We start from the raw sequence: 25485 nt of genomic DNA on the forward strand, positions 1-25485 counted from the left end.
CCCCGGACCCCGCCGGCCACGCCGCCGGACCACCCGCCGGGGGGCCGCCGTCCCCTGCCGTCCCCGCCCGAGAAGGAGCACACCGTGGCCACGATCGATGACGTCGCGAAGACCGCCGGGGTCTCCGCCTCGACCGTCTCCTACGTCCTGTCGGGCAAGCGCCCGATCTCCGCGGCGACGCGGCACCGGGTCGAGCGTGCGATCGAGCAGCTCGGCTACCGACCCCACGCGGGGGCGCGCGCCCTGGCCTCGGCACGCACCAACGTCATCGCACTCATGGCGCCGCTGCGCGTGGGCGTCAACGTCGGGGTCATCATGCAGTTCGTCGCCGGGGTCGTGACGAGCGCGCGGGCGGTCGACCACGACGTCCTGCTCCTGACCCAGGACGACACCACGGGCCTCGACCGGGTCGCGAGCGGCTCGATGGTCGACGCCCTGGTCATGATGGACGTCGAGGACGACGATCCCCGCATCCCGGTCCTGGTGGGCCTCAAGCAGCCGACCGTGCTGATCGGGCTCCCCCGCGACCCCGCGGGCCTGAGCTGCGTGGACCTGGACTTCGAGGCCGCCGGGCGCACCGCGGTCCGGCACCTGCTCGACCAGGGGCACCGGCACGTCGCGCTGATCGGCTCGCCGCCAGCGGTGCTCGAGCGGCACACGTCCTACGCCGAGCGCATGCTGCGCGGGTTCACCACGGCGTGCGAGCAGGCCGGCGCGACGTACGCGATCGAGCCCGCCGAGTCGTCCGTGGCCGGGGCGTACGACGCGGTCGACCGGCTGCTCGACGCGATGCCGGGCGTCACGGGCGTCGTCGTGCACAACGAGGTCGCCCTGCCGCACGTGCTCGCGCACCTGCGCGAGCGCGGCAAGTCGGTGCCCGAGGACGTCTCGGTCGTGGCCGTGTGCCCCACCGACGTGGCTCTCGCGATGCAGTCCCCCGTGACGAGCGTCGACATCCCGGCCGAGGCGATCGGCCGGGTCGCGGTCGAGATGGTCGTGGCACGCCTCGGGGGCGACCAGCCGGCCGAGACCAGGCTGCTCGCCCCCGTGCTGACCGACCGTGGCAGCACCCGCAGGGCGCCGCGGTAGCCGCCGGTCGTTCGTCCGGAGCCGTCAGTTCACCCCTTGATGGCCCCGAAGATCACGCCCTTGGTGAAGTGCCGCTGGACGAACGGGTAGATCGCGAGGATCGGGATCACGGCCAGGACCATGACGGCCATCTTGACCGGCAGTCCCGTCACGGCCCCCGCCGCGACGTCCACCTGGTTGACCCCGCTGCCCGGCAGGGTCACGCCCTGGAGCACGTACGAGCGCAGCACGAGCTGGAGCGGCCACTTGGCGTTGTCGTTGATGTAGAGCATCGCGTTGAAGAACGCGTTCCAGTAGCCGACCCCGTAGAACAGCGCGACGACCGCGATCGACGCCTTGGACATGGGCATGACGATCCGGCCCAGGATGCGCCAGTCCCCCGCGCCGTCGATGCGCGCGGCGTCGGTGATGCTCCGGTCGATGCCCATGAAGAAGGCACGCAGGATGAGCACGTTGAACGCCGACACCGCGCCCGGCAGGATCAGCGACCAGTACGTGTCGATGAGCCCGAGCGCGCTGACCAGCAGGTAGGTCGGGATCATGCCTGCCCCGAAGAACATGGTCACGAGCAGCGTGAACAGCAACGGGCGGTGCCCGAACGAGCCCGGACGGCTCAGCCCGTAGGCCGCGAGGACCGACACCGACGTGGACAGCAGCGTGCCCACGAGCGTGACACCGATGCTCACGAGCGCGGCCTGCGTGACGATCCCGCCCGCGAGGATCTGCGAGTACGCGCTCAGGCTCAGCGACCCGGGGATCGTGACCAGGCCCCCCGAGCGCGTGATGTCGGCCTGCGAGGACAGCGACGTGAGGATGATCGTGTAGAGCGGGAAGACCACCACGAACACGATCGCGGCGAGGATCACCACCTTGGCGACGGCCCCCACGGGGTGCGGGTCGCCCTCCCACGGGGCGCGGTGCTTGGACCGCCGGCGCCGCTTGAGGGGCGTGGCTCCGCCCGACGCGCCGGGGGTCGCTCGGCCGGGATCGCCCGGGGCGCCCGTGGTGTCGGGCCCGCTGCGCGGGGCCCGGTCCGCGTTCGTCGTGGTGCTCATGCTCGCTTGTACACTCCCGCTTCTCCGAAGACGTGCGCCAGCTTGTTCGCGCCGAGGACCAGCAGCAGGGAGACGATCCCCTTGACCAGCCCTGCAGCGGCCGCGAAGGCCCAGTCGCCGTTGACGACGCCCTGGTAGTAGACGAACGTGTCGATGACCTCGGACACGCCCGCCCCGACGGCTCCTCGCTGGAGGATGAGCTGCTCGAACCCGACCGTGAGCGCGTCGCCCAGGCGCAGGATGAGCAGCAGGATGATGACGGGCCGCAGCGCGGGCAGCGTGATGTGCCACATGCGGCGCCACCGGCCCGCGCCGTCCATGGCCGAGGCCTCGTACAGCGCCGGGTCCACGGTGCTGAGCGCGGCGAGGAAGATGATGATCCCCCAGCCCGCGTCCTTCCACACGGACTGCGCCGTGATGAGCAGCAGGAACGTGTCGGGGTTCGTCATGAGGTCGAACCCCTGGTGCCCGGCCGCGGCGAGGTGCTGGTTGATGAAGCCGGCCCCGCCGAAGATCTGCTGGAAGATCGTCACGACGAGCACCCAGGAGAAGAAGTGCGGCAGGTAGACGATCGACTGGATCATGGTCCGCACGCCCGGTGTCACGACGCTGTTGAGCAGGAGCGCGAGGACGATCGGGACGGGGAAGAAGAACACGAGCTGGAACGCCGTGATCGTCAGGGTGTTGACGATCGCGTCGAGGAAGAGCGGGTCGGTGAAGATGCGCTCGAAGTTGGCCCACCCGATGAACGGGCTGCCACCGATCCCGACGTAGGGCGAGTAGTCCTGCCACGCGACGACGTTGCCGAGCATGGGGACGTACGCGAAGACGACCAGCAGGATCACCGCGGGCAGCGTCATGAGGATCAGCGACCGGTCGCGCCGGAGGCGGACCCGCCAGGGGATCGTGCGGACCGCCGGGGCGGGCGGGGCTGCGGGGTCCGCGACGGCGGCGGCGCCCCCTCCCGGGCCCGACGGCGTCGCGTCCGCCGGGCCCGGAACCTCGCCGTCGCCGGTGGCCGCGGTGGGCACCCGGCCCCGGTCTCCGACGTGGAGCGTCACTGCGCGTCCAGGATGTCCTGGTAGAACGCGCGCAGCTCGTCACCGCCGGCGGACTTCCACGTGGTGATCGCCGCGTCGAGGTCCGTCATGGACTTGCGGCCGCGCGCGATGTCCTTCTCGAGGTCCTCGAACGGCTGGGCGATCGAGGCGTACTGGTTGGGCTCGGTGATCTGCTGTCCGTAGAAGACCGGGTCGACGGTCGTCTTCGCGGCGTCGGCCATCCAGGTGCAGAAGGCCTCGACGAAGCCCGGGTACTGGACCTTGGCGTTCACGACCGGCGGGTCGGTGAGGAAGATGAAGGTCGGCTGGAGCTCGGTCGCCGCCCGGTCGGTCGAGACGGGGAGGTTGTTCTCGTCCAGGTCGTAGTGGACGCCCTCGACCCCGTAGTTGATGAGCGCGAACTCCTCGGTGCCGAACGGGGACGCCAGGAAGTTCGCGACCGTCAGCAGCTCTTCGATCTTGGCCTTGTCGGAGTTCTTCTTGAGGAAGCTGAAGATGTTCGCGGGGTTGCCCTTGAAGAGCGTGGCCTTGCCGCCGTCGGCCGCGAAGGGGGCGAAGGGCAGCTGCGAGTAGGCGGCGTTGATGGGGAGGTTGCGTCCCAGCGCCTCGTGCCAGCCGCCCAGGCCGTCGCTCGAGATGAGGACCTGGCCCGACTCGAAGCGCTGCTTGGCGTCGCCGGAGTTGTCCGCGACCGCGTCGGGGTGGACCGAGCCCTGCGCGTAGAGCTTGGACTGCCACTCGAGCGCCGCTCGGTACTCGTCGGTCTCGACCCGGTGGACCAGCTTGCCCGCGTCGTCGACCTTCCACTTCGGGGGGACGGAGTACATCTGCGTGGCCGTGACCCACAGGTCGTTGGCCCCCCACCGCTTGGCCGCAGGGTCCGTGACCTCCTTGGCGAGGTCGAGCAGCTCCTGGGCGTTCGTGGGCTGCGCCGTGATGCCGAGCTCGTCGAACACGTCCGCACGGTAGAACGTGGCGTCGGTGATGATCTCGCCGGGGAAGGGCAGCGCGTACAGCTTGTCGTTGAAGACGCAGAACTTCCAGGTGTCGGTCGAGATGTTCGCGAGGTTGGGGTACTTCTTGACGGCGTCCCCCGCGAGGAACGGCGTGAGGTCCTCGAACAGCGCGTCGACGGCCTGACCGAAGCGCGGCGGCACGTTCCAGGAGGGGATCGAGACCCAGTCCGGGACGTCCTTCGCGGAGGCGAGCACGGCAGCGAGCTTGTCCCCGTAGGTGTTGCCGTCGCTGATCTGGAACGCGAGCGTGGTCCCCGACGCCTCGTTGACCGCGTCGAAGTACTGGTTGCCCTTGGTCGGCGGGATCGTGCCCCACAGCGGCGTCATCGCGGTGTAGGTGCCGCCGCTCCCGGGCGGCTTCGGGTACGCCTTGACGAGCTCCTTCGGGATCGAGGCGTAGCCCGCCGTCGAACCGTTGACGCTCGGGAAGTCGGGCGAGACGTACTCGACCGGGAAGTACCCCGGGAGCACGCCCGCGCTGACCTTGCCTGCCGTGGCGGCGTTCACCCCGGCGCCCGCGGTGCTGCACGACGAGAGCAGCGAGGGCACGCCGACCACGGCGATCCCGGCGCCGAGCAGGCCGAGGAACGAGCGGCGGTTGAGCGTGCCCTGCATCGGTGCGGTAGCTGATTGCCTCTTCATGGGCGTTCTTCACTCCTTCGTGGATAACGCGGCACGGCATCGTGCCATGGTGCGGACCGGCGGAGCCAGACCGTTCGTGGATGCTCGTCGTCAGCCTCGAAGAACGTCGAAGCGGTTCGACGCCCAGGACTCTATGGCACGCGCACCGGGTGAAGCAATAGCAACCGTGGAAACGCGACCACCTTGCCTCGGCGCACGATCTGGTGGACGATACCGACACCCCTCTTGGCCTGTACGTACCCGGTTCATTGTCGAACCGTTTCGAAGAACGAGGAGCCATGCACTCTCTCCACGACGCCCCCGACCTGGCTCGGGACGCCCCGGTCCTGGACCCCGCCGAGGCTCGGGCCGGCGCGGTCCTCGCGCTCCTGACGCTCGACGAGAAGGTCGCAATGCTGCACCAGGCGGCCCCGGCCGTCGAGCGCCTGGGGCTCGCCCCGTTCCGCACCGGCACCGAGGCCCTGCACGGGGTCTCGTGGCTCGGCACCGCGACGGTCTTCCCCCAGCCCGTGGGCCTCGCGGCCTCGTGGGACGAGGACCTGCTCACCCGTGTGGGCGACGCGGTCGCGACCGAGGTGCGGGCCAAGCACGCGGGCGACCCGTCCGTGAGCCTCAACGTCTGGGCGCCGGTCGTGAACCCGCTGCGCCACCCCCTGTGGGGTCGCGGCGAGGAGTGCTTCTCCGAGGACCCGCACCTGACCACCGAGCTCGCGACCGCCTACTCCCGGGGCCTGCGCGGCGCGCACCCGACGGTCTGGAAGACCGTCCCGACCCTCAAGCACTTCCTCGGCTACTCGAACGAGGTCGACCGGTCGGTCACGAGCTCGCACCTCCCGCCCCAGGCGCTGCGCGAGTACGAGCTCCCCGCCTACCAGGGCGCGGTCGCCTCAGGCGCGGTCGGGGCCGTCATGCCGTCCTACAACCTCGTCAACGGGCGTCCCAACCACGTCGCGCGCGAGCTCCTGGACGAGCTGCGGAGCTGGGCCCCGGGCTCGATCGCGGTGGTCTCCGACGCCGCCGCCCCCACCAACCTGGTCGAGTCCGAGCGCTACTTCCCGACGCACACCGCCTCGCACGCGGCTGCCCTGCGGGCCGGCGTCGACTCGTTCACCGACAACGACGCGGATCCTCGGCTCACGATCGAACGTGTCACGGCGGCGCTCGCCGCCGGGCTGGTCACCGAGTCCGACGTCGACCGCGCGGTTCTGCGCCTCCTCGTCCTGCGCGCCCGGACGGGCGAGCTCTCCCCGCCCGACCTGGATCCCTACCGGTCGATCGCCCCCGACGCGATCGACCTGCCCGAGCACCGTGCGCTCGCCCGCGAGGCGGTCGCGCGAGGCGTCGTCGTGCTCTCGAACGAGGGGGTGCTCCCGCTCCGTGCCACCCCGACCCGGGTCGCGGTCGTCGGCCCGCACGCCGACCGCGTGGTCCACGACTGGTACTCGGGCACGCCGCCGTACACCACGTCGATCGCCGCGGCCCTCGTCGCGCGCTACCCGGACGCCGAGGTCCTCGTCGCCGACGGAGCCGACCGGGTCGCGCTGCGCTCACGCTCGACAGGCGCGTACGTCGCGGTGAGCGACGACGCGTCGGTCCTGACCGCGTCGTCCCCGACCGCGTCCCCGAGCACCCACCTCGACGTGACCGACTGGGGCGAGGGCGTCCTGACGCTGCGCTCGGTCGTCAGCGGCCGGATGCTCACGGGGGCCTCGTGGATCCTCGCGGCCGACGCCGAGCGGATCGGCGGCTGGGTCGCGCAGGAGACCTTCCGCTCGCACCGCCACCCGGACGGGTCCTGGTCGCTCCAGCACGTCGGGAGCCGCCGGTGGGTGCGCGTCCAGCACGGCAGCGGCCTGCTGGTCGCCGACGCCGACGACACAGAGGCCGCCGAGCGGTTCACGGTGCGGACCGTGCGGGCCGGCGCCCCGGAGGTCGCCCGGGTCGCCGCGGAGGCCGACGTCGTCCTCGTCGCCGTGGGCAACGACCCGCACGTGCTGGGCCGGGAGACCGAGGACCGCCCGAACCTCGACCTGCCGGCAGGCATGCAGGAGATCTGGAGGGTCGCGCACGAGTCGGGCCGCCCCGCCGTGCTCGTGGTCGTCTCGAGCTACCCCTATGCCCTGGGACCCGTCGCCGACGAGGCCGCCGCGGTCGTGTGGACGTCGCACGGCGGGCAGGAGCTGGGGCCAGGACTCGTCGACGTGCTCTCGGGCGACCTCGAGCCCACGGGACGCCTCGCCCAGACGTGGTGGCGCGACACCCGGGACGCGGGCGAGATCCTCGACTACGACGTCGTGTCCGCCGGGACGACCTACTGGTACAGCGACGCCGACCCCCTGTACGCGTTCGGGCACGGCCTGTCCTGGTCCGCGGTCGCGTACGACGCGATCACGCTCTCGACGCCCGGGCTGACCGCCACGACCGGGACGACCACCGGGGAGCTCGCGGCCGCGGTGTCGCCCACCTCGGGCCCTGGGGGCGTTCCCGGCACACCCCTCGTCGCGACCGTGCGCCTGCGCAACACGGGCGCCCGGCCGGTCGACGAGCTCGTGGCCCTGTACGCGCTCGCCCCGGACCTCCCCGTCACGGCGCCGCGACGTCGCCTCGTGGCCCGCACGCGGGTCCACCTCGCGCCGGGCGAGGCAGCGAGCGTCGCGCTCGAGATCGACGTGTCGCGCCTCGCCGTCTGGGACGTCGGCGTGAGCGCGGACGGCCCCGGCACCTCGACCCCCGGGGCGTTCCACCTCCAGCCGGGCGACTACGAGATCGGCACGGGCCCCTCGAGCGTCGACCTCCCGGTCCGCGCTCCGCTGCGCGTCATGGGCGCTCCCCGCCCCGCGCGACCGCTCGGCGGTGCGGCGCTCCACGCCCACGGGTTCGACGCCTACGACGGCGTGCTCACGAGCGACCGCACCCCTGAGGAGGGCTCGGCGATCGAGGTCGCGGCCGGCAGCAGGTCGGGCTGGGCGCGCTACGACGGTCTCGTGCTCGACGGCGTGCGGCGCGCGACGTTGTCGGTCGCCTCGACCGCCGGGCCCGGCACGGGCGGAGCGCCCGGCGGGAGCGGGGACGGGTCCCGCCCGGGCACCCGTGGTCCGGGGTCGCCGGACGGCCCGACCGTGGGGGCCGTCGAGCTCCTGGTCCGTCGCGCCGGGGACCGAGCCGGCACCTGGGAGCCCGTGGGCCGGGTCGAGGTCCGGGCCTCGGGCCGCTACGCGTGGCAGGACGCGGCCCTCGACGTCCCGGACACGATCACGGGTGCCGTGGACCTCCTCGCCCGGCTCGAGGGCGCCGCCAGGCTCGCCTCGATCCGGTTCTGAGGCGGGCGAGGTGGGCGTCTCGGCGCGAGGCGCGCCCGCTTGCCGGGACCCCGGCGAGGCCGCCCGCCCGTGGGAGGCGCGGCCCGCCGTCGGGCAGCGAGCCGCGCGTGGGCCGGGTCAGACGACCGGCCGGCCCCCGCGCCACACCGCGAGGGGCGTCAGGTCGGCGTCGGTCACGACGACGTCGGCGCGTCGCCCGGCCTCCAGCGCACCGATGTCCGAGCGTCCCAGGACGCCGGCGGGCGTGTACGAGGCAGACTTGACCGCGTCGACCAGCGGGATCCCGAAGCCGGTCGTCGCCCGCACCACGTCGAGCAGGTGGAACGTGCCGCCCGCGATCGAGCCCTCGGGCGTGCCGTCGTCGAGCCGCGCGACGCCGTCCGCGACCGTCACGGCCATGGGGCCGAGCTGGTAGGTGCCGTCGGCCATGCCCGCAGCGGCCATGGCGTCCGTGACGAGCACGATCGCGTCGGGCCCCACGAGCTCGAACACGCTGCGCACGGTCCCGGCCGCGAGGTGGGTGCCGTCTGCCACGAGCTCGACCACGAGCTCTCCGCGCGCCGCGGCCGCCAGGCACGCCGCGACGGGGCCGGGCGCCCGGTGGTGCAGTGGCCGCATGCCGTTGAACAGGTGCGTCGCGGTCAGGCGCGGCGCGGGGCCCACCGGCTCGCCCGCCGCGGCCTGCGCTGCTCGGCGCGCCGCGAGGGCTGCGACCCCCTCGACGATCGCCGCGTCCGTCTGCTCGGACGAGGCGTCGGTGTGCCCGATCGACGGGACCGCGCCGACCTCGACGAGCGTCTCGACGACGCCCCCGGGACCGGTGTTCCCAGGGACCTCGGGCGCGAACGTCATAGTGCGGAAGTGTCCTCGTCCGGCCTCCGCGATGGCACGGACCAGCTCGGCGTCCCCCGCGAGCATGTCGTGCGGGTTCTGGGCGCCGCACCGCACCTCCGACAGGAACGGTCCTTCGAGGTGGATGCCTGCGATCTCACCGGCGTCGCCCAGGTCGGCGAGCGTCGCGACCCGGCGCAGGAGCGTCTCGCGCTCGGCCGTCACGAGCGAGGCGACGAGGCTCGTCGTCCCGTGACGCCGGTGCTCGCGCACCGCGACGAGCGCCTGCTCCGCGTCCTCGGCGTCGGGGAAGCTCGCTCCGCCGCCGCCGTGGTTGTGCAGCTCGACGAGCCCCGGCAGGACGACCTGACCGTCGACGGGGGCGTCGGCCGCCTCGACCTCGGCGCCGTACCCGGCGGCTGCCGCGTCACGACGGTCACCGACCCACGCGATCGTCGCCCCGTCGAGGACGACGACGCCGTCCTCGACGACCTCCTGCGGGGTGACCACGCGCCCACGCAGGGCGGAGCGGGCGGCTCCTGCGGACGACGGGACGATGGGCTGCGGGGCGGCGTTCGACGTCATGTCCTCATTCTTGCGCACTTCGTTCGGACGACGCACGAATGGTCACCGCACCTGCCGGTCAGCGGTCGAGGACCGAGACGGCCCGTCAGCCCTCACGCAGGAGCCTGCGTGCCGCCCTGGCGAGGTGTGCGATGTACAGCCGCTGGAACGTGGGGACGAACAGACGCAGCGCCGAGACCCAGCGGACCGCGGGGTTGCTGAAGACGTCGACCACGAACCACACGTCCCCGGCGGCGTCCCGCTCGACCACGAACGCCTCCTCGCCCACGAACACGTGGCCGGGCAGCGTCCCGTAGCCGAACCCGATGCGCTGCTCCTCGCGCTCGACCCACACGATCTCGCAGGGCTCGTCGAGCCGCACCCTGCCCACGCCGAGCCGCGTGACGACACGGCCCCCCGGCTCCGCGACCGGGGCCGACGTCTCGATCCGCACGTGGGCGGCCGCGTGCACCTGCCAGGTCAGGAGCTGCTCGCCCAGGCGTCCGAGCTCCGCGACCGTGCAGGGCCGCTCGGACAGCCGGTGGCGCAGGCGGAGGTGGGCGTACCCCGCGGGCAGCTCCGGGGCGCGCGTCGCACCCACCTCGGGGTAGGTCGTACGGCTCTGCGTCATGCCTGTCTCCGTCCTGGGGTCCTGCTGGGTCTGTGTGGCCGGATGGCCGTTCCTTGCAGCGCGGGGCCTGCGGGCCCCCTGCGCTCGATCCGCTCCCCCGCCGCGCCCCGGACCGCTCGGAGCCCCAGCAGCGTGCACAGCGCGAACCCGACCGCGTTGGCCACGCCGTGCGTCGACGCCATCTGCCCGATGCTCGGGTGGGGCAGCCCCGTCGCCTCACCCACCGCCCACCACACCGCGAGCAGCATCGAGCAGGCCACCGCGACGGATCCGGTGACGAGCAGTCCTCGCGCCCAGCCCCGGGCCGCGAGCCCGAGGACGGCCCACGCGGTGCACCACAGCGCCCCCGTCAGCACGAGCGCGCCGACCAGCTCGGCCGCGTCGCCCACGAAGTAGCCCACGAGGACGAGCCCCGTGCCGACCGGGACGCCCCACGCGCCCGCTCGCGCGGCGCGGCCCCGGTCCGGGGCCCCGTGGGTTTCGGAAGTGTCCGGGTCGCGGGGGTCGTCGTGCCCGGCACCTTGCCCGGCGACGAGCCCCGCGACCAGGGCCGCGGCGAACCCCGCGAAGAGCATGTGCGGAACCGTCAGCGCGAGGTAGGTCCCCGAGAAGCCGAGCAGCCCCCAGCCGCTGCGGTCGGCGAGCATCGCTGCGGCACCGACGCTCGGCAGGACGAGCGCCACGCCGACCGCGAGCCGCACGCCGAGCGGGCGTGGCGCCGTCGGGCCGGGGAGCGCCGAGCGGACCGCGGCGACGAGCAGCACCGCCGATCCCGCGAGGAAGGGGGCGGTCGCGACCTGCGCCCAGGGGGCGGGCGGGAGCCACGCCCCGGCGGCGGCCGCCGCCCCGGCCACGGGCCACCACGGCCCGCCCGCCCCGGGCACGACGCGGGGCCCGAGCAGCGACAGCCCGAGCGGGAGGACCACGACGAGCCCGAACGCGACCACGAGGTCCACGAGCAGGGCGGTCGATGCGGACACCTCAGCCTCGAAGGGACGACGTCAGGCGCACGACGTCGTCGACGACCCCGCGGGCGACCGGGAGACGGGACAGGCGCACGAGCTTGCCCACGATCGGGCTCGCCCCGGCGACCAGGCGCCGCGTGCGCGCAGTGCCCGACGACGAGTCCTGGACCCAGAAGAGCGTCACCCCGAGCTGGGCGAACCACAGCAGCTCGGGGAGCTGCGCCCGCAGGGAGGGCGGCACCGCGGGCGAGGCGCCGGCCACGAGCTCCTCGAAGATCCCGAGCGAGAGCTCGCGAGCCTCGCGCGACGCCTCGCTGAACGGGTTGGCGGCCGCGCCCGGCCGGATCGCGACCGAGACGAACTCCGCGCCGAACGAGTGGTAGGGCGCGAAGACGTCGATCGACGCGTCGAGCACGCGGCGCAGCCGGTCGGCGAGGGACCCGCCCTGCGCGAGGATCTCGTCGGCGGCGACCCGGTGCGCACGCAGGACGTCGAGGTAGAGCTCCTGGACCAGGTGGTCCTTGGACGGGAAGTAGTAGTAGGCGTTGCCCGTGCTCACGCCCGCCGCGGACGCGATGGACCGCATGGTCGTGGCCTCGTAGCCCTGCTCGCGCAACATCGCGAGGGCCACCCCGAGGACCTTGGCCCGGGTCTCCTCCGACTTGGGGGTGGGGCTCATGAGGTCGCCCCGGTCGCGGTGCGCGGGTTTTTGAACATGTTCAAAAATGTAGCACGAGAGAAGCCCGCACACCGCGCGGGTGTACGGGCTGCGGGTCAGAAGAGGCGCGAGTCCACGTCGTCGACCCCGCGCATCGCGTCGTAGTCCAGGACCAGGCAGCCGATCCCCCGGTCGGTCGCCAGGACGCGCGCCTGCGGCTTGATCTCCTGCGCCGCGAACACGCCGCGCACGGGGGCCAGCAAGGGGTCGCGGTTCAGCAGGTCGAGGTACCGGGTGAGCTGCTCGACGCCGTCGATGTCTCCGCGGCGCTTGATCTCGACCGCGACCGTCGCGCCGTCCTTGTCGCGGGCCAGGATGTCGACCGGACCGATCGCCGTGGGGTACTCCCGGCGGATCAGGGTGTGCCCCGTCCCGAGGAGCTGGATCTGCGCCGCGAGCATCTCCTGCAGGTGGGCCTCGACGCCGTCCTTGATGAGGCCCGGGTCGATCCCGAGGTCGTGAGCCGAGTCGTGCAGGACCTCGTGCAGCTCGATCTCGAGGCGGTCGTCGCTCTTGGCGTGCTGAACCGCCCAGACCTGGGTCACGCCGCGCTCGCGCGCCGTCTCGTCGGGCTCGGTGACCGCCATGGAGCACGGGGGGCTCATCCAGTTCAGCGGCTTGTACGAGCCGCCGTCCGAGTGCAGGAGCACGCTGCCGTCCGCCTTGACGAGCAGCACACGGGTCGCGAGCGGGAGATGGGCCGAGAGCCGACCCGTGTAGTGGGCCGAGCACTGGGCAACCACGAGACGCACGAAGAACTCCTCAGACCGGGATGACGCAAGACCGGGGACGACGACGGAGAGCGACGCTGGCACAGCGCCGACCGGGACGGACGGGTGAGCCGGCAGCTCACGGGGTGCGGCGCCGGCGGGGCGGACGGGTGGGCGACGTTGTCCAGGAGGGCAGGCGAGCCGCTGCCGGACGGCCAGGCTACCGGCAGGGCCTCAGACGACCACGCCGCGGCGGCCGGGAGGGGCGGCCTCGAGCCACGATGCCAGGCCCGCGTAGGCCCCGCTCGACATGAGCAGCTCGAACCGCGTGCCCTCGTACGAGCACTCGACCAGGAAGAGGTCGCGGTCGGGGGCCTCGACGGGGCGACGGGACACGATCACGAGGTCCTGGCGGCGCCAGGACCGCGCGGGGCGCAGAGACAGGGACCAGCAGCGCCACCAGTCGATGCGTCCGACGCCGTAGTGCGCGATGCCGAGCGACCACGAGGCCTGCTCGGCGCCCGCCGGGCGGGCGCTGCACTCGAACGAGCCGACCCGGTGGGCGATGGCCCGAAGACGCAACGCTCCCAGCCCGACCACGACCAGGACCACCAGAAGGAGTCCGATCGCGATCCAGGCGGGGAGCGGCACGTGTGCTACCTGGTCCCGTCAGTGGCCGGAGACGGCGGAGGCGTCGAGCACCTCGGCGTCGTCGACCACGAGCATGACCTGGTTGGAGTCCACCGAGAGGAACCCGCCGGTGACCTTGACGGCGATCTTCTCGCCGGAGACCCCGGTGATCCGGACGGTGCCCGCCTCCAGGACGGACAGGACCGGTGAGTGGTCCGCGAGGATACCGATCTCACCGTCGGCGGCCGGCGCGCTCACGGCGCGCGCGGTACCGGACCAGATCTTGCGGTCCGCCGCCACGAGGTCGACGTTCAGTTGTGCCACTTGAACTCCTTCATGTCGGTGCACGGGTCTGACGAAGCGCGCCGCGTGCTCGGCCGGTGGGCCGAGCGCGCGGCGCGCTCACGTCGAATCAGACGCCGTACTCCTTCTGGATGCGGGCCCAGTTGCGCTCGAGGTCCTCGAGGCCACCGATGTTGAAGAACGCCTGCTCCGAGATGTGGTCGAACTCGCCGTCCGCGATCTTCTTGAACGCCTCGATGGTCTCCGTCAGCGGAACCGTCGAACCCACGACACCCGTGAACTTCTCGGCCATGTAGGTGTTCTGCGAGAGGAACTGCTGGATGCGGCGCGCACGCGCCACGACCGTCTTGTCCTCCTCGGAGAGCTCGTCCACACCGAGGATCGCGATGATGTCCTGGAGCTCCTTGTTGCGCTGCAGGATCGACTTGACGCGCGTCGCGACGTCGTAGTGCTCCTGGCCCACGTACCGCGGGTCGAGGATGCGCGACGACGAGGTCAGCGGGTCGATCGCCGGGTAGAGACCCTTCGAGGCGATCTCACGCGAGAGCTCGGTGGTCGCGTCCAGGTGGGCGAACGTGGTCGCCGGCGCCGGGTCGGTGTAGTCGTCGGCAGGGACGTAGATCGCCTGGAGCGACGTGATCGAGTGACCACGCGTCGAGGTGATGCGCTCCTGGAGCAGACCCATCTCGTCGGCCAGGTTCGGCTGGTAGCCCACCGCGGAGGGCATGCGCCCGAGCAGCGTGGAGACCTCGGAACCGGCCTGCGTGAAGCGGAAGATGTTGTCGATGAAGAGCAGCACGTCCTGCTTCTGGACGTCACGGAAGTACTCCGCCATGGTGAGCGCGGAGAGCGCGACGCGAAGACGCGTGCCCGGCGGCTCGTCCATCTGGCCGAAGACGAGTGCCGTCTTGTCGAAGACGCCCGCCTCCTCCATCTCGACGATCAGGTCGTTGCCCTCACGCGTGCGCTCGCCGACACCGGCGAACACCGAGACACCACCGTGGTTCTGCGCCACACGCTGGATCATCTCCTGGATGAGGACCGTCTTGCCGACGCCCGCACCACCGAAGAGGCCGATCTTCCCACCCTGTACGTACGGCGTCAGGAGGTCGATCGACTTGATGCCGGTCTCGAACATGTTGGTCTTCGACTCGAGCTGGTCGAATGCCGGGGGCTTGCGGTGGATGGGCCAGCGCTCGGTGATCTCGAGCTTCTCGCCCTCCGCGAGGTTGAGCACGTCACCGGTCACGTTGAACACGTGGCCCTTGGTGATGTCACCCACGGGGACGCTGATCGGCGCACCCGTGTCGGTGACGACCGCGCCACGGACCAGGCCGTCGGTCGGCTTGAGGGCGATCGCACGGATGAGCGAGTCACCCAGGTGCTGCGCGACCTCGAGGGTCAGTCGGAAGGACTTCTCCCCCTCGCCCTGACCGGACAGGTCGATGTCCACGGTCAGCGCGTTGTACATCTCGGGGATGGCGTCGGACGGGAACTCGATGTCGACGACGGGGCCGATCACGCGGGCGACACGGCCCACGCCGGGTCCGCTCTGGTGCTCGACCTGGGCTTCCACGGTGGTGGCGGTCATTACTGGCCTCGCTTCGCAGGGCCGGAGAGTGCTCCGGCAGGTTCGGTGCAGGTGATGGAGATCAACGTGTTCGTCATGCGGTACCTCACGACGCCGCGAGGGCGTCGGCACCCGAGACGATCTCGCTGATCTCCTGGGTGATGTCGGCCTGTCGTGCCTGGTTCGCAAGTCGCGTGTACATGCGGACCAGGTCCTCGGCATTGTCCGTCGCGGTGTGCATCGCACGCTGGCGGGCAGCCAGCTCCGACGCGGCCGCCTGCAGGAGGCAGCTGTAGATGCGGCTGCGCACGTAGCGCGGCAGCAGTGCGTCGAGGACGGCCTCGGACGAGGGCTCGAAGTCGTACAGCGGGAGCACGTCGTGCTGGCCCGCGGGTGCGACGCCCTCGACGACCTCCAGCGGGAGCATCCGCACGACCCGGGGACGCTGCGTGACCATGTTCACGAACTGCGTGTACACGATGTGCAGCTCACCGACGCCACCCTCGTCCGCCGGGGCGAGGAACGCCTCCAGCAGGGTGTCGGCGATGTCGCGGGCGACGTCCGCCGTCGGCGCGTCCGAACCGCCGGTCCACGACTGGGCGAGCTCACGGTGACGGAACGTGTAGTAGGTGACGGCGCGACGCCCGGCGGCGTAGAGCGCGACCTCCTTGCCCTCGTGCGTGAGGCGCTCGACGAGCCGCTCCGTCTCGCGGATGATCGACGCCGAGTAGGCGCCAGCCATGCCGCGGTCCGAGGCGACCACGAGCACCGCGACACGGTTCGTGTCGGTGCGCTCGGACGTCAGCGGGTGCCGCGTCGTGGAGTGCGTCGCGACCGCGGAGACGGCCTGCGTGATCGCCTGGGCGTACGGGCCGGCCTCGGCGGACCGGGCGCGGGCGCGCCCGATCCTCGACGCCGCGATGAGCTCCTGCGCGCGGAACATCTTCTTCAGGGACTGCGTCGACTTGATCCGCTGCTTGTAGACGCGCTGGGATCCGGCCATGTCAGGCCTTCTTCTGCCGGACGATCTGCTCCTGCTCGACGACGACGCCCTCTTCCTCGTCAGCGTCCCCACCGACGAGCGGCGAACCGTCGCCCTTGAGGAAGCCGTTGCGGAAGTCGTCGATGCCCTGAGCGAGCGCAGACTCGACCTCGTCCGAGAGCTTGCCGGTCGAGGCGATCGTGCCGAGCACGTCCGTGTTGCGGCGCAGGTGGTCGAGCAGCTCGCTCTCGAAGCGGCGCACGTCCTCGAGCGGCACGTCGTCCAGCTTGCCCTTGGTGCCGGCCCAGATCGAGGCGACCTGGTCCTCGACCGGGTACGGCGAGTACTGACCCTGCTTGAGGAGCTCCATGAGGCGAGCACCACGGGTCAGCTGGCCGCGCGAGGCCGCGTCGAGGTCCGAGGCGAACATCGCGAAGGCCTCGAGCGAGCGGTACTGGGCGAGCTCGAGCTTGAGCGTGCCGGAGACCTGCTTCATGGCCTTGACCTGTGCGGCACCGCCGACTCGGGAGACCGAGATACCGACGTCGACCGCGGGGCGCTGGTCGGCGTTGAAGAGGTCCGACTGGAGGAAGATCTGGCCGTCGGTGATCGAGATGACGTTGGTCGGGATGTACGCCGACACGTCGTTCGCCTTGGTCTCGATGACGGGCAGGCCAGTCATCGAGCCCGCACCGAGCTCGTCCGAGAGCTTCGCACAACGCTCGAGCAGACGGGAGTGCAGGTAGAAGACGTCACCGGGGTACGCCTCGCGGCCCGGCGGGCGGCGGAGGAGCAGCGACACGGCACGGTAGGCCTCGGCCTGCTTCGACAGGTCGTCGAACACGATGAGGACGTGCTTTCCGCCGTACATCCAGTGCTGGCCGATGGCCGAGCCGGTGTAGGGCGCGAGGTACTTGAAGCCTGCCGGGTCGGAGGCCGGGGCCGCGACGATCGTCGTGTACTCGAGCGCTCCGGCCTCTTCCAGCGCGCCGCGGACGGCGGCGATGGTCGAGCCCTTCTGGCCGATCGCGACGTAGATGCAGCGGACCTGCTTGGTCGGGTCGCCGGTCTCCCAGTTCGCCTTCTGGTTGATGATCGTGTCGATCGCGATCGCGGTCTTGCCCGTCTGGCGGTCACCGATGATCAGCTGGCGCTGGCCGCGGCCCACCGGGATCATCGAGTCGATCGCCTTGAGGCCGGTCTGCAGGGGCTCGTGGACCGACTTGCGGTCCATGACGCCGGGGGCCTGCAGCTCGAGGGCGCGGCGGCCCTCGGTCGCAACCTCGCCGAGACCGTCGATCGGCTGACCCAGCGGGTCGACGACGCGACCCAGGTAGCCGTCACCGACGGCGACCGAGAGGACCTCGCCGGTCCGGCGGACCTCCTGGCCCTCCTCGATCCCGGTGAACTCACCCAGGACGACGACACCGATCTGGCGAACGTCCAAGTTCAGGGCAAGGCCGAGGGTGCCGTCCTCGAAGCGCAGCAGCTCGTTGGCCATTGCGCCCGGAAGGCCTTCCACCTGGGCGATGCCGTCGCCGGCAAGGATGACACGACCGACTTCCTCTGTCACCGCACCCTGGGGCTCGTAGGACTTCACGAAGCTGTCCAGCGCGGCCCTGATCTCGTCGGGCCGGATCGTCAGCTCAGCCATTGCTCTTCTCCTGTCGTGGCCGCCCCGCGAGGTGCGGGAACGGTCGAACGTTCTTGTCAGTTCGCCGGCTCGGGAGCCGGCAGGGTGTCGACGACACCGGGGGCCGCGAGGACCTCAGTGTTCGGGCGAACAGGTCAGCTGACCAGTCGTCTGCGTGCATCGGCCAGGCGGGAGAGCACCGTCGAGTCGACGACGTCCGCTCCGACCTGGACGCGCAGGCCGCCGAGGACCTCGGGGTCCACGGTGACGTTCAGCTGGACTGCCCGGCCGTACGCGCGCTCGAGGAGCGCGGACAGACGGTCCTGCTGTGCCTGGCTGAGCACCGCACCGGTCGTCACCGAGGCGACGAGACGACGACGACGCTGTGCGGCGACCTCCCCGAGCCACACGAGGGTGGCCACGAAGCGACGCCCCCGGGGTGCGATGGTCGCCCGCTCCGCGAGGAACTGGGTGACCGGGTCGACCTTGCCCGCGAGCAGCGCGTCGACGAACGCCTTGCGACGAGCGGGGTCCGTGGAGGTCTCGGTGAGCACTCGACGTGCCTCGCGCTCCCCGACGAGCGACCGCGTGATGCGGAAGAGCTCGTCCTCGACGCGCTCGAGCGCGCCGCGGGCCTCGGCCGAGGCCAGGACCGCGTCGACACCGAGGTGCTCGACGGCGTCCGCGATGTCCACGTCGCGCGCCCAGCGTCCGCGGGCGACGCCCGAGACGAGGTCGACCACACGACCGTCGAAGCCCTCCCGGAGGAGGTCGGCGGCCAGGGCCGCCTTCTCCTCGCCCGACCGCGACGGGTCGGCGAGGGCGCGACGCAGGGGCACCGAGGCGTCCAGCGCCGCGGCGACGGTGAGGAGCTGCTCGCCCAGGGCGAAGGCTCCTTCACCCGCCGCGCGCAGCACCGGCTCGAAACGCTCCTGAGCCTGCGCGAGGGAGGCTCCGCTCGTCCCGCGCATCAGCCCTCCTTGCCGTTGGCCGCCGCGCTGGCAGCCCCGGCTCCCGCAGCCTCGAGCTCGTCGAGGAAGCGGTCCACGACACGCGACTGACGTGCGGAGTCCTCGAGGGACTCGCCGACGATCTTCGACGCGAGCTGGGTCGCGAGCGTCCCCACGTCGTTGCGCAGCGAGACCGACGCCTGCTGGCGCTCGGCCTCGATCTGGCGGTGTGCCGTCTCGACGATGCGAGCGGCCTCCTCGCCGGCCTTGACCTTCTGGTCGGCCACGATGGCCGTGCCCTCGGCGCGCGCGTCCTCACGGATCTTCGCAGCCTCGGTGCGTGCCTCCTGGAGCTGCTGGTGGTACTCCGCCAGCGCTGCCGCGGCCTCGGCCTGAGCGGACTCAGCCTTGGCCAGGCCACCCTCGATCTTGGCCGTGCGCTCGTCGAGCACCGCCTGGAACTTGGGAAGGACCATCTTGTAGAAGACGACCGCGATGATGATCAGGACGACCGCCGACCAGAAGAGGTCGTAGAACGGCGGAAGGAACAGCTGGATGGGGTCGACCTCGCCAGACTCTGCGGCGAGGACCGCCTGGGGGCCGATGGTCGACATCAGAAGATGAAGCCAGCGACGAAGCCGAGCAGGGCGAGGATCTCGACGAAGGCCAGACCGATGAACATGGTGCCGCGGAGCTGGCCGGCGACCTCGGGCTGGCGGGCCATGCCCTCGACCGTCTTGCCGATCAGGATGCCGAGGCCGATGCCCGGGCCGATCGCGGCGATGCCGTAGCCGATGGTGTTGATGCTGCCTTCGACAGCGGCGAGGGTGGTGACGTCCACGGTGTTTCCTTCCGTTGGGCGCCCGGTCGTGCGAACGGGCGTCAGGTGCGTTGCGTCAGGTGGAGCTCAGGGACGGCGCCGACGCCGAGGCGGCGGAACCAGGGTCTGCGGTGCGGGTCAGTGCTCTTCTTCGATCGACATGTTGATGTAGACCGTGGCGAGGAGCGCGAAGATGTACGCCTGCAGGCCCGCGACGAAGACCTCGAAGAGGGTGATCGCGATGCCCCCGGCGAGCGTCAGGGCGCTGATCGCCTTGAGGGCCGGAGCGGCCTCGAGCAGGAGGAAGTTCGTGGCGGCGAAGCACAGGACCAGCATGATGTGGCCGGCGACCATGTTCGCGGTCAGTCGGATGACCAGCGAGGCCGGGCGGATGATCAGGAGCTGGAGCAGCTCGATCGGCGCCAGGATGAAGTAGATCGGGAACGGCACGCCCGGGGGGAACAGGTTCGCCCGGATGTAGCCCCACAGGCCGTGCTGGCGGATGCCCGCGGCCCAGTAGGCCACGAAGACCCACAGGGCCAGGAGGATCGCCACGCCGGCGACCGAGGTGCCCGAGAGGTTCAGGCCGGGCACGACGCCCGTGAGGTTGAACGCGAGGATCGTCACGAAGATCGTCGTGATCATCGGGACGTAGCGGCGAGCCCGCTCGGTCCCCATGATCTCCTCGACGATGTTCACGCGAGCGAAGTCGAGGACCATCTCGACGCCGTTCTGGAACCTGCCGGGCACGAGCTTGGCGCGCCGGGCCGCGATGAGGAAGATCGTCAGCAGGACGATCGTCGCGATCACACGGATGAGCTGCAGCCGGTTGAACTCGAACGGGGTGCCGGCGAAGAGGATGGCGTCGGGGAAGAACTCACCGATCGTCGGCGCGTGGAAGCCGCCTTCGCCTTCTGCAGCGGCAACGAAGGGAGAGGGGGTCGCGAGCGTGAACAGGGTGGACTCCCAGTGGTCGTCGGTTTCCGGGGCCGTGCGCGGGCACGCCGTCGGACCAGGCCTTCATGGATTCGCCGATAGCCTAACGCATGTTCGGACCTTCACAGGTCACTCACGTCGGGCAGATCTGCGCGAGGTGGGTCTAAGATGCCCCGGCACCGGTCGCTGTGCGCCCCGGCGGCCGAGTCTCGCTGCGCCGTCGGGAGCGGTCCCGACCGGCCCGCGACCTCAGGGCTTGGGCGTCACGTACGGGATGCGACCGCGGTCGACCGCACGGTAGTCGAGCAGCGCCGAGCCGATCACTCCCACGAGGAGCACCACGGCGAACACGACCCGGTCGTAGAACTCGTAGTTCCGCAGGACCGCGAGGACGATCCCGAGCAGGACGATCTTGACGAGCCAGCTGCCCAGCACCACGGCGGCGGTGGTCGTCGGGGTCGAGCGGGCCGTGCGGGCCATGGCCACGATCGTCGTCCCGGAGAACACGAGCGCGATCCCGACGCCCATGAGAGCTCCCCACACGCCGGCCGTCCCGGCCAGGAGCGCGCCGAGCGCGACACCCAGGACGAGCAGCCCGACGAGCAGGATCAGGGTGTCGCGCAGCGCGGTACGGAACACGGCGCTCACGGCGTCACCGACCGCGTCGGCCGTGACCTCGCCGGGCTGGGCCTGCGAGGCCGGCTGCTCCGGAGGGGTCGTGGGGTCGTCGGCGCCGTGGGGCGTGGGAGTCGTCATCGGGAGGTTCCTTCAGGGTGGGCCGGGCCGGTGCGGGCCGGTCGGGGGTCAGGATCGGGGACGGGCGCGGTGGCGCTCGGCGTCGCGCCCGAGACCGTGCTGCGGACGACGGGCGAGGCGCCGCTCGGCGCTCCCGCGCGCCGCGGGACGGTCGTGGGGATGCCCTCGGGCGCGGTCACCGCGTCGTCGTCGAGGAACCGGCCACGGGAGCGCAGGGGCCCGAGCGTGAGCAGCAGCGCGATCACGATCGCCACGCCGAGCCCGATCGCCACGGTCTCCGCGGGCCACCACACGAGCGACACGGCCCCGAACGCGAACACCGCGGTCCACAGGTACATGATGATCACGGCGCGGCGGTGCGAGTGCCCGAGCGCGAGGAGCCGGTGGTGCAGGTGGAGCCGGTCCGGGTGGAAGGGTGACTTGCCCGTCCCGACCCGGCGGAGCACCGCGAGGACCATGTCGAGCAGCGGGAGCAGGATCACGGCCAGGGGCAGCAGGATGGGGATGAGCGTGCGCTGCTTGCTCGGGTCCACCGCGACACCGGGGTCGATGTTGCCCGTCACGACGATGACCGCCGCGCCGAGCACGAGCCCGAGCACCATGGAGCCCGAGTCCCCCATGAAGATCCGTGCCGGGTAGAAGTTGTGGGGCAGGAACCCGAGGCAGATGCCGACGAGCCCGGCCATGACGAGCGTCGCGAGGTTCGAGTAGTCGGTCGGGCTCGCCGCGACGGTCAGGCTGTACGTGTAGACGAAGTAGGCCGTGCCGCCGATCGCGATGAGGCCCGCGGCCAGGCCGTCGAGCCCGTCGACGAAGTTGACGGCGTTCATCACCACGACCACCACGAGCACCGTGACGATGAGCGAGAGCCGGGGCGAGCCGATCGTGAGCCCGCCGATGGGGAACGTCACGAGCTGCACGCCCTGCCAGGCGATGAAGAGCGCCGCGAGCACCTGTCCCGCGAGCTTGGTCATCCAGTCGAGGTCCCAGATGTCGTCGGCGACACCGAGCAGGCACACGATCACTGCGCCGCCGACGATGGCCCAGGCCTGCTGGTCGGTCGCGAAGACCCCGCTGAGGAAGGGCATCTGGGACGCGAACGTCACCGCGACCACGAGGCCCGCGGTCATCGCGAGCCCTCCCAGGCGGGCGGTCGGGACGGTGTGCACGTCGCGGTCGCGCACGGCCGTGATGGCGCCCGTCCTCGCCGCGACCCAGTAGGCGAGGGGCGTCAGGAGGTACGTGACCGCGGCCGCGATCAGCAGGACGAGCAGATAGACCCTCACCCGTCGTTCGCCTCCGGGTCGCTCGTCGTGGCGGTCGGGGCGGCGTCCGTGGTGGGTGCGGGCACGAGCCCGGGCTCGGACGGCGCGTCGCCGACCACGGCTGCACCGTCTGAGGGCACCTCGTCGGAGCCCGCGGCGTCCGAGGCCGGCTCGGGGGCCTGCGCCTCGTCGTCGGGCTCCTGCGGCTCCTCGCCGAGCCCGAGCACGGGCGCGATCACACGCATGCGCTCGAGCGAGACGGCCCCCTCTCGGACGACGCGCAGGTGCGGACCGGTCGCGTCGACGATGGTCGAGGCCACTCCCCCGGGTGCGTCGCCGCCGTCCAGGTAGACCGTGACCGAGTCGCCGAGCTGCTCCTGCGCCGTCGTCACGTCGAGGGCTGCGGGGCGACCCGTCGCGTTCGCGCTCGAGACCGCGAGCGGTCCCGTGCGGCGCAGGAGCGCGAGGGCCGCGGGGTGGTCCGGCATGCGCAGCGCGACCGTGCCGTGCGTCTCCCCCAGGTCCCAGGCGAGCGACGGCTGGGCGGGCAGGATGATGGTGAAGCCACCGGGCCAGAACGTCTCGACGAGCGCGCGGGCGTCCGCGGACACGTCGGTCGCGAGGCCGTCGAGCGTCCGCGTGTCCGGGACCAGGACGGGCGGGGGCATCTGCCGCCCGCGCCCCTTCGCGGCGAGCAGGGCCGCGACGGCCTGGGCGTCGAACGCGTCGGCGCCGATCCCGTAGACGGTGTCGGTCGGCAGGACGATCAGCCCGCCGCGCGAGACGGCGTTCACCGCCTCGTCGATCGACGATCCCCAGGCGTTCGGGTCGGTGACGGGGTGCACAGAGCTCACGGTTCTCAGTCTTCCATGTCCGAAGGGTCCGCTTGCGCGGCCGGTGCGTCGCTCGTCGCGCGCACGCGGCGCGCGACGACCATGCGGGGTCTGCCGGTCAGGTCGTCGACGGTCCGGATCTCGTCGAACCCGCCGACCTGGGCCACCATGTCACGGGCCGCCTCGGCCTGGACCTCGGCGTGCTCCATGACGTAGAGCCCGCCGTCGACCAGGAGCCGGGCCGCGGCGCGCGTCACGCCGCGCGGCACCTCGAGGCCGTCGTCGCCCAGGCCGTAGAGCGCGACCTGCGGGTCGTGCAGCGCGACCTCGGGGTCGCGCGGGACCGCGCCCGGCGGGACGTAGGGCGGGTTGGACACGACGACGTCGCACGCCCCGTCGAGGTCGGCGAACGCGGTGCGCGCGTCCCCTCGCACGAGGTGCACGACGGCGCCGCTCGCCGCGCGCGTGCGCGCCACGTTGCGCTCGGCCCAGGAGTGGGCGTCGCGGTCGAGCTCGACCGCATGCACCCGGGCCGCGGGGACCTCGGTCGCGAGGGCGAGGGCGATCGCGCCCGAACCCGTGCACAGGTCCACGGCGACGACGGGCTCTCCGGGTCTGCGCGCAGCGACCTCGAGGGCCTCGTCGATCGCGACCTGCGCTACCTGCTCGGTCTCGGGGCGCGGGACGAACACGCCCGGCCCCACGAGGAGCTCGAGGTGCCGGAACGGCGCCGAGCCCGTCAGGTGCTGGAGCGGGACGCGCTCGGCGCGGGCCGCGAGGAGACGGGACATCTCGTCGAGCACCTGCTCGGCCGTCCGGTCCACGCCCGGCGCGCTCCCGCTCGCGAGCAGCAGCGACGCGACCGGCCTGCCGAGCACGGCCGCGGAGACGACCCGTTCGCGCGGCACGCCCGCGACGTGCGCGAGCAGCAGCTCGGCGTCCACGCGCGGGGAGTCGATGCCCGCCTGCGCCAGACCGGCCGCAGCCTCCCGCAGGAGGCGCGAGACGTCGTCGGGCAGGCCTGCGGGCAGCGCGCCCGGGCCCGGGACCCCGACCGTCGTCACGACGCCGCTGCGGCGAGGCGAGCCGCCTCGTCGGCGTCGATGGCCGAACGGATCACGGGCTCCAGGTCGCCGTCGAGGACCTGGTCGAGGTTGTACGCCTTGTAGCCCGTGCGGTGGTCCGCGATGCGGTTCTCCGGGTAGTTGTAGGTCCGGATGCGCTCGGACCGGTCGACCGTGCGCACCTGGGACCGGCGCAGGTCGTTCGCGGCGGCCGCCTCCTCCTCCTGGCGCGCGGCCAGGAGGCGGGCGCGCAGCACGCGCATGGCCTGCTCGCGGTTCTGGAGCTGGGACTTCTCGTTCTGCATCGAGACCGTGATCCCCGTGGGCAGGTGCGTGATGCGCACCGCGGAGTCCGTCGTGTTGACCGACTGCCCGCCCGGGCCCGAGGACCGGTACACGTCGATGCGGAGCTCGTTCTGGTCGATCTCGATCTCGCCCGCGTCCTCGACCTCGGGGAACACGAGCACGCCCGCGGCCGAGGTGTGGATGCGGCCCTGGGACTCGGTCACGGGCACGCGCTGGACGCGGTGCACGCCGCCCTCGTACTTGAGGTTGGCCCACACGCCGTCCGCGGGATCCGTGGCGCCCGCTCGCGCCTTGACCGCGACCTGGACGTCCTTGTAGCCGCCGAGGTCCGAGTCGGTGGCCTCGATGATCTCGGTCTTCCAGCCCCGGCGCTCGGCGTAGCGCAGGTACATGCGCAGCAGGTCGCCCGCGAACAGCGCGGACTCCTCGCCGCCCTCGCCCGCCTTGATCTCGAGGATCACGTCGCGCCCGTCGTCGGGGTCGCGCGGCACGAGGACCCGGCGCAGCTTCTCGGTCGCGGCCGCGGCCGTCTCCTGGAGCGCGGGCAGCTCGGCGGCGAACGAGCTGTCCTCGGCCACCAGCTCGGCCGCGGCCTCGACGTCGTCGGTCGCGTCGCGCCACGCGCGGTAGGCCGCGACGACCTGGCCCAGCTCGGCGTAGCGGCGCCCGAGCGTGCGCGCACGGCCGGCGTCCGCGTGGACCGCGGGGTCGGCGAGCAGCGTCTCGATCTCGGCGTGCTCGGCGAGCAGGTGTTCGACGGCGGCGAAGGACTCGGTCACGAGGGTGTCCTGACGAGAGGGATGGTTAGGGCTGTCCGGCTGCGTGCGACTCTGCG

The 25485-nt window shown here is 72.0% G+C and carries 24 protein-coding genes; 2 read left to right on the forward strand and 22 right to left on the reverse strand.

Annotation, left to right across the window (positions count from 1 at the left end; all coding sequences use genetic code 11):
* Window positions 1-84 precede the first annotated feature (84 nt).
* A complete protein-coding gene (locus tag OERS_RS07855; RefSeq protein WP_068625367.1) occupies window positions 85-1089 on the forward strand; it encodes a LacI family DNA-binding transcriptional regulator in 1005 nt (334 codons plus the stop codon).
* A gap of 29 nt (window positions 1090-1118) precedes the next feature.
* Here the strand turns inward: OERS_RS07855 and OERS_RS07860 are convergent, their stop codons facing one another.
* From OERS_RS07860 to OERS_RS07870, 3 genes are all read right to left on the reverse strand, one after another.
* Window positions 1119-2144 (reverse strand): carbohydrate ABC transporter permease, encoded by a 1026-nt coding sequence (locus OERS_RS07860; protein WP_068625368.1) that lies wholly within the window; start codon window positions 2142-2144, stop codon window positions 1119-1121.
* Entirely contained in the window at window positions 2141-3049 is a 909-nt protein-coding gene (locus OERS_RS07865) for an ABC transporter permease (protein ID WP_231907548.1), read from the reverse strand. Before OERS_RS07865 ends, OERS_RS07860 begins: the two co-directional genes overlap by 4 nt.
* Window positions 3050-3201: 152 nt before the next feature.
* Entirely contained in the window at window positions 3202-4863 is a 1662-nt protein-coding gene (locus OERS_RS07870) for a type 2 periplasmic-binding domain-containing protein (RefSeq protein WP_068625369.1), read from the reverse strand.
* 278 nt (window positions 4864-5141) lie between these two features.
* Here OERS_RS07870 and OERS_RS07875 point away from each other — a divergent pair, with 278 nt between their 5' ends.
* Window positions 5142-8183: a glycoside hydrolase family 3 C-terminal domain-containing protein gene (locus OERS_RS07875; RefSeq protein WP_068625370.1), complete on the forward strand. Its 3042-nt coding sequence runs from the start codon at window positions 5142-5144 to the stop codon at window positions 8181-8183.
* A gap of 117 nt (window positions 8184-8300) precedes the next feature.
* On the opposite strand, the gene OERS_RS07880 is transcribed toward OERS_RS07875, so the two are convergent.
* The 19 genes from OERS_RS07880 to prfA all read right to left on the reverse strand — a co-directional run bounded on the left by OERS_RS07880 (window position 8301) and on the right by prfA (window position 25429).
* Entirely contained in the window at window positions 8301-9599 is a 1299-nt protein-coding gene (locus OERS_RS07880; protein WP_068625371.1) for an N-acetylglucosamine-6-phosphate deacetylase, read from the reverse strand.
* An 85-nt stretch (window positions 9600-9684) separates the two neighbouring features.
* Window positions 9685-10209, reverse strand: a complete 525-nt coding sequence (locus OERS_RS07885) for a DUF1990 family protein (protein WP_056646205.1) — start codon at window positions 10207-10209, stop codon at window positions 9685-9687.
* Window positions 10206-11189, reverse strand: coding sequence for a YndJ family protein (locus OERS_RS07890; RefSeq protein WP_068625372.1), 984 nt, complete (start codon window positions 11187-11189; stop codon window positions 10206-10208). The genes OERS_RS07885 and OERS_RS07890 overlap by 4 nt, the downstream gene beginning before the upstream one ends.
* A gap of 1 nt (window position 11190) precedes the next feature.
* Window positions 11191-11853: a TetR/AcrR family transcriptional regulator gene (locus OERS_RS07895; RefSeq protein WP_068625373.1), complete on the reverse strand. Its 663-nt coding sequence runs from the start codon at window positions 11851-11853 to the stop codon at window positions 11191-11193.
* Between the two features lie 95 nt (window positions 11854-11948).
* The gene (gene nucS, locus OERS_RS07900) at window positions 11949-12644 is read right to left on the reverse strand and encodes an endonuclease NucS (RefSeq protein WP_056646199.1); all 696 of its coding nucleotides are present in this window, start codon (window positions 12642-12644) and stop codon (window positions 11949-11951) included.
* A 192-nt stretch (window positions 12645-12836) separates the two neighbouring features.
* Entirely contained in the window at window positions 12837-13253 is a 417-nt protein-coding gene (locus OERS_RS07905) for a DUF2550 domain-containing protein (protein ID WP_056646196.1), read from the reverse strand.
* An 18-nt stretch (window positions 13254-13271) separates the two neighbouring features.
* The gene (locus tag OERS_RS07910; RefSeq protein ID WP_056646193.1) at window positions 13272-13556 is read right to left on the reverse strand and encodes a F0F1 ATP synthase subunit epsilon; all 285 of its coding nucleotides are present in this window, start codon (window positions 13554-13556) and stop codon (window positions 13272-13274) included.
* Between the two features lie 88 nt (window positions 13557-13644).
* A complete protein-coding gene (atpD, locus tag OERS_RS07915) occupies window positions 13645-15126 on the reverse strand; it encodes a F0F1 ATP synthase subunit beta (RefSeq protein WP_068625374.1) in 1482 nt (493 codons plus the stop codon).
* 85 nt (window positions 15127-15211) lie between these two features.
* The gene (locus OERS_RS07920; protein WP_056646186.1) at window positions 15212-16108 is read right to left on the reverse strand and encodes a F0F1 ATP synthase subunit gamma; all 897 of its coding nucleotides are present in this window, start codon (window positions 16106-16108) and stop codon (window positions 15212-15214) included.
* A gap of 1 nt (window position 16109) precedes the next feature.
* Window positions 16110-17741: a F0F1 ATP synthase subunit alpha gene (gene atpA, locus OERS_RS07925; protein ID WP_068625375.1), complete on the reverse strand. Its 1632-nt coding sequence runs from the start codon at window positions 17739-17741 to the stop codon at window positions 16110-16112.
* Between the two features lie 134 nt (window positions 17742-17875).
* Complete coding sequence (locus OERS_RS07930; protein ID WP_068625376.1) at window positions 17876-18691, reverse strand: F0F1 ATP synthase subunit delta; 816 nt, start codon at window positions 18689-18691, stop codon at window positions 17876-17878.
* Entirely contained in the window at window positions 18691-19284 is a 594-nt protein-coding gene (locus OERS_RS07935; protein WP_056646177.1) for a F0F1 ATP synthase subunit B, read from the reverse strand. Before OERS_RS07935 ends, OERS_RS07930 begins: the two co-directional genes overlap by 1 nt.
* Complete coding sequence (atpE, locus tag OERS_RS07940; RefSeq protein WP_030149959.1) at window positions 19284-19511, reverse strand: ATP synthase F0 subunit C; 228 nt, start codon at window positions 19509-19511, stop codon at window positions 19284-19286. The genes OERS_RS07935 and atpE overlap by 1 nt, the downstream gene beginning before the upstream one ends.
* A gap of 117 nt (window positions 19512-19628) precedes the next feature.
* Window positions 19629-20447 (reverse strand): F0F1 ATP synthase subunit A, encoded by an 819-nt coding sequence (atpB, locus tag OERS_RS07945; protein WP_056646174.1) that lies wholly within the window; start codon window positions 20445-20447, stop codon window positions 19629-19631.
* Between the two features lie 228 nt (window positions 20448-20675).
* On the reverse strand, window positions 20676-21182 hold the full coding sequence (locus tag OERS_RS07950) for a hypothetical protein (protein WP_068625377.1): 507 nt from the start codon (window positions 21180-21182) through the stop codon (window positions 20676-20678).
* Entirely contained in the window at window positions 21179-22468 is a 1290-nt protein-coding gene (locus OERS_RS07955) for an MraY family glycosyltransferase (protein WP_083201311.1), read from the reverse strand. Before OERS_RS07955 ends, OERS_RS07950 begins: the two co-directional genes overlap by 4 nt.
* Window positions 22465-23301: an L-threonylcarbamoyladenylate synthase gene (locus OERS_RS07960; RefSeq protein ID WP_369800617.1), complete on the reverse strand. Its 837-nt coding sequence runs from the start codon at window positions 23299-23301 to the stop codon at window positions 22465-22467. Before OERS_RS07960 ends, OERS_RS07955 begins: the two co-directional genes overlap by 4 nt.
* A 5-nt stretch (window positions 23302-23306) precedes the next feature.
* Window positions 23307-24299 (reverse strand): peptide chain release factor N(5)-glutamine methyltransferase, encoded by a 993-nt coding sequence (prmC, locus tag OERS_RS07965; RefSeq protein WP_068625406.1) that lies wholly within the window; start codon window positions 24297-24299, stop codon window positions 23307-23309.
* A 41-nt stretch (window positions 24300-24340) separates the two neighbouring features.
* On the reverse strand, window positions 24341-25429 hold the full coding sequence (gene prfA, locus OERS_RS07970) for a peptide chain release factor 1 (RefSeq protein ID WP_056646168.1): 1089 nt from the start codon (window positions 25427-25429) through the stop codon (window positions 24341-24343).
* Window positions 25430-25485: the final 56 nt, after the last annotated feature.

Origin of the sequence: Oerskovia enterophila (assembly GCF_001692445.1) — a bacterium.
Classification (GTDB): domain Bacteria; phylum Actinomycetota; class Actinomycetes; order Actinomycetales; family Cellulomonadaceae; genus Oerskovia; species Oerskovia enterophila.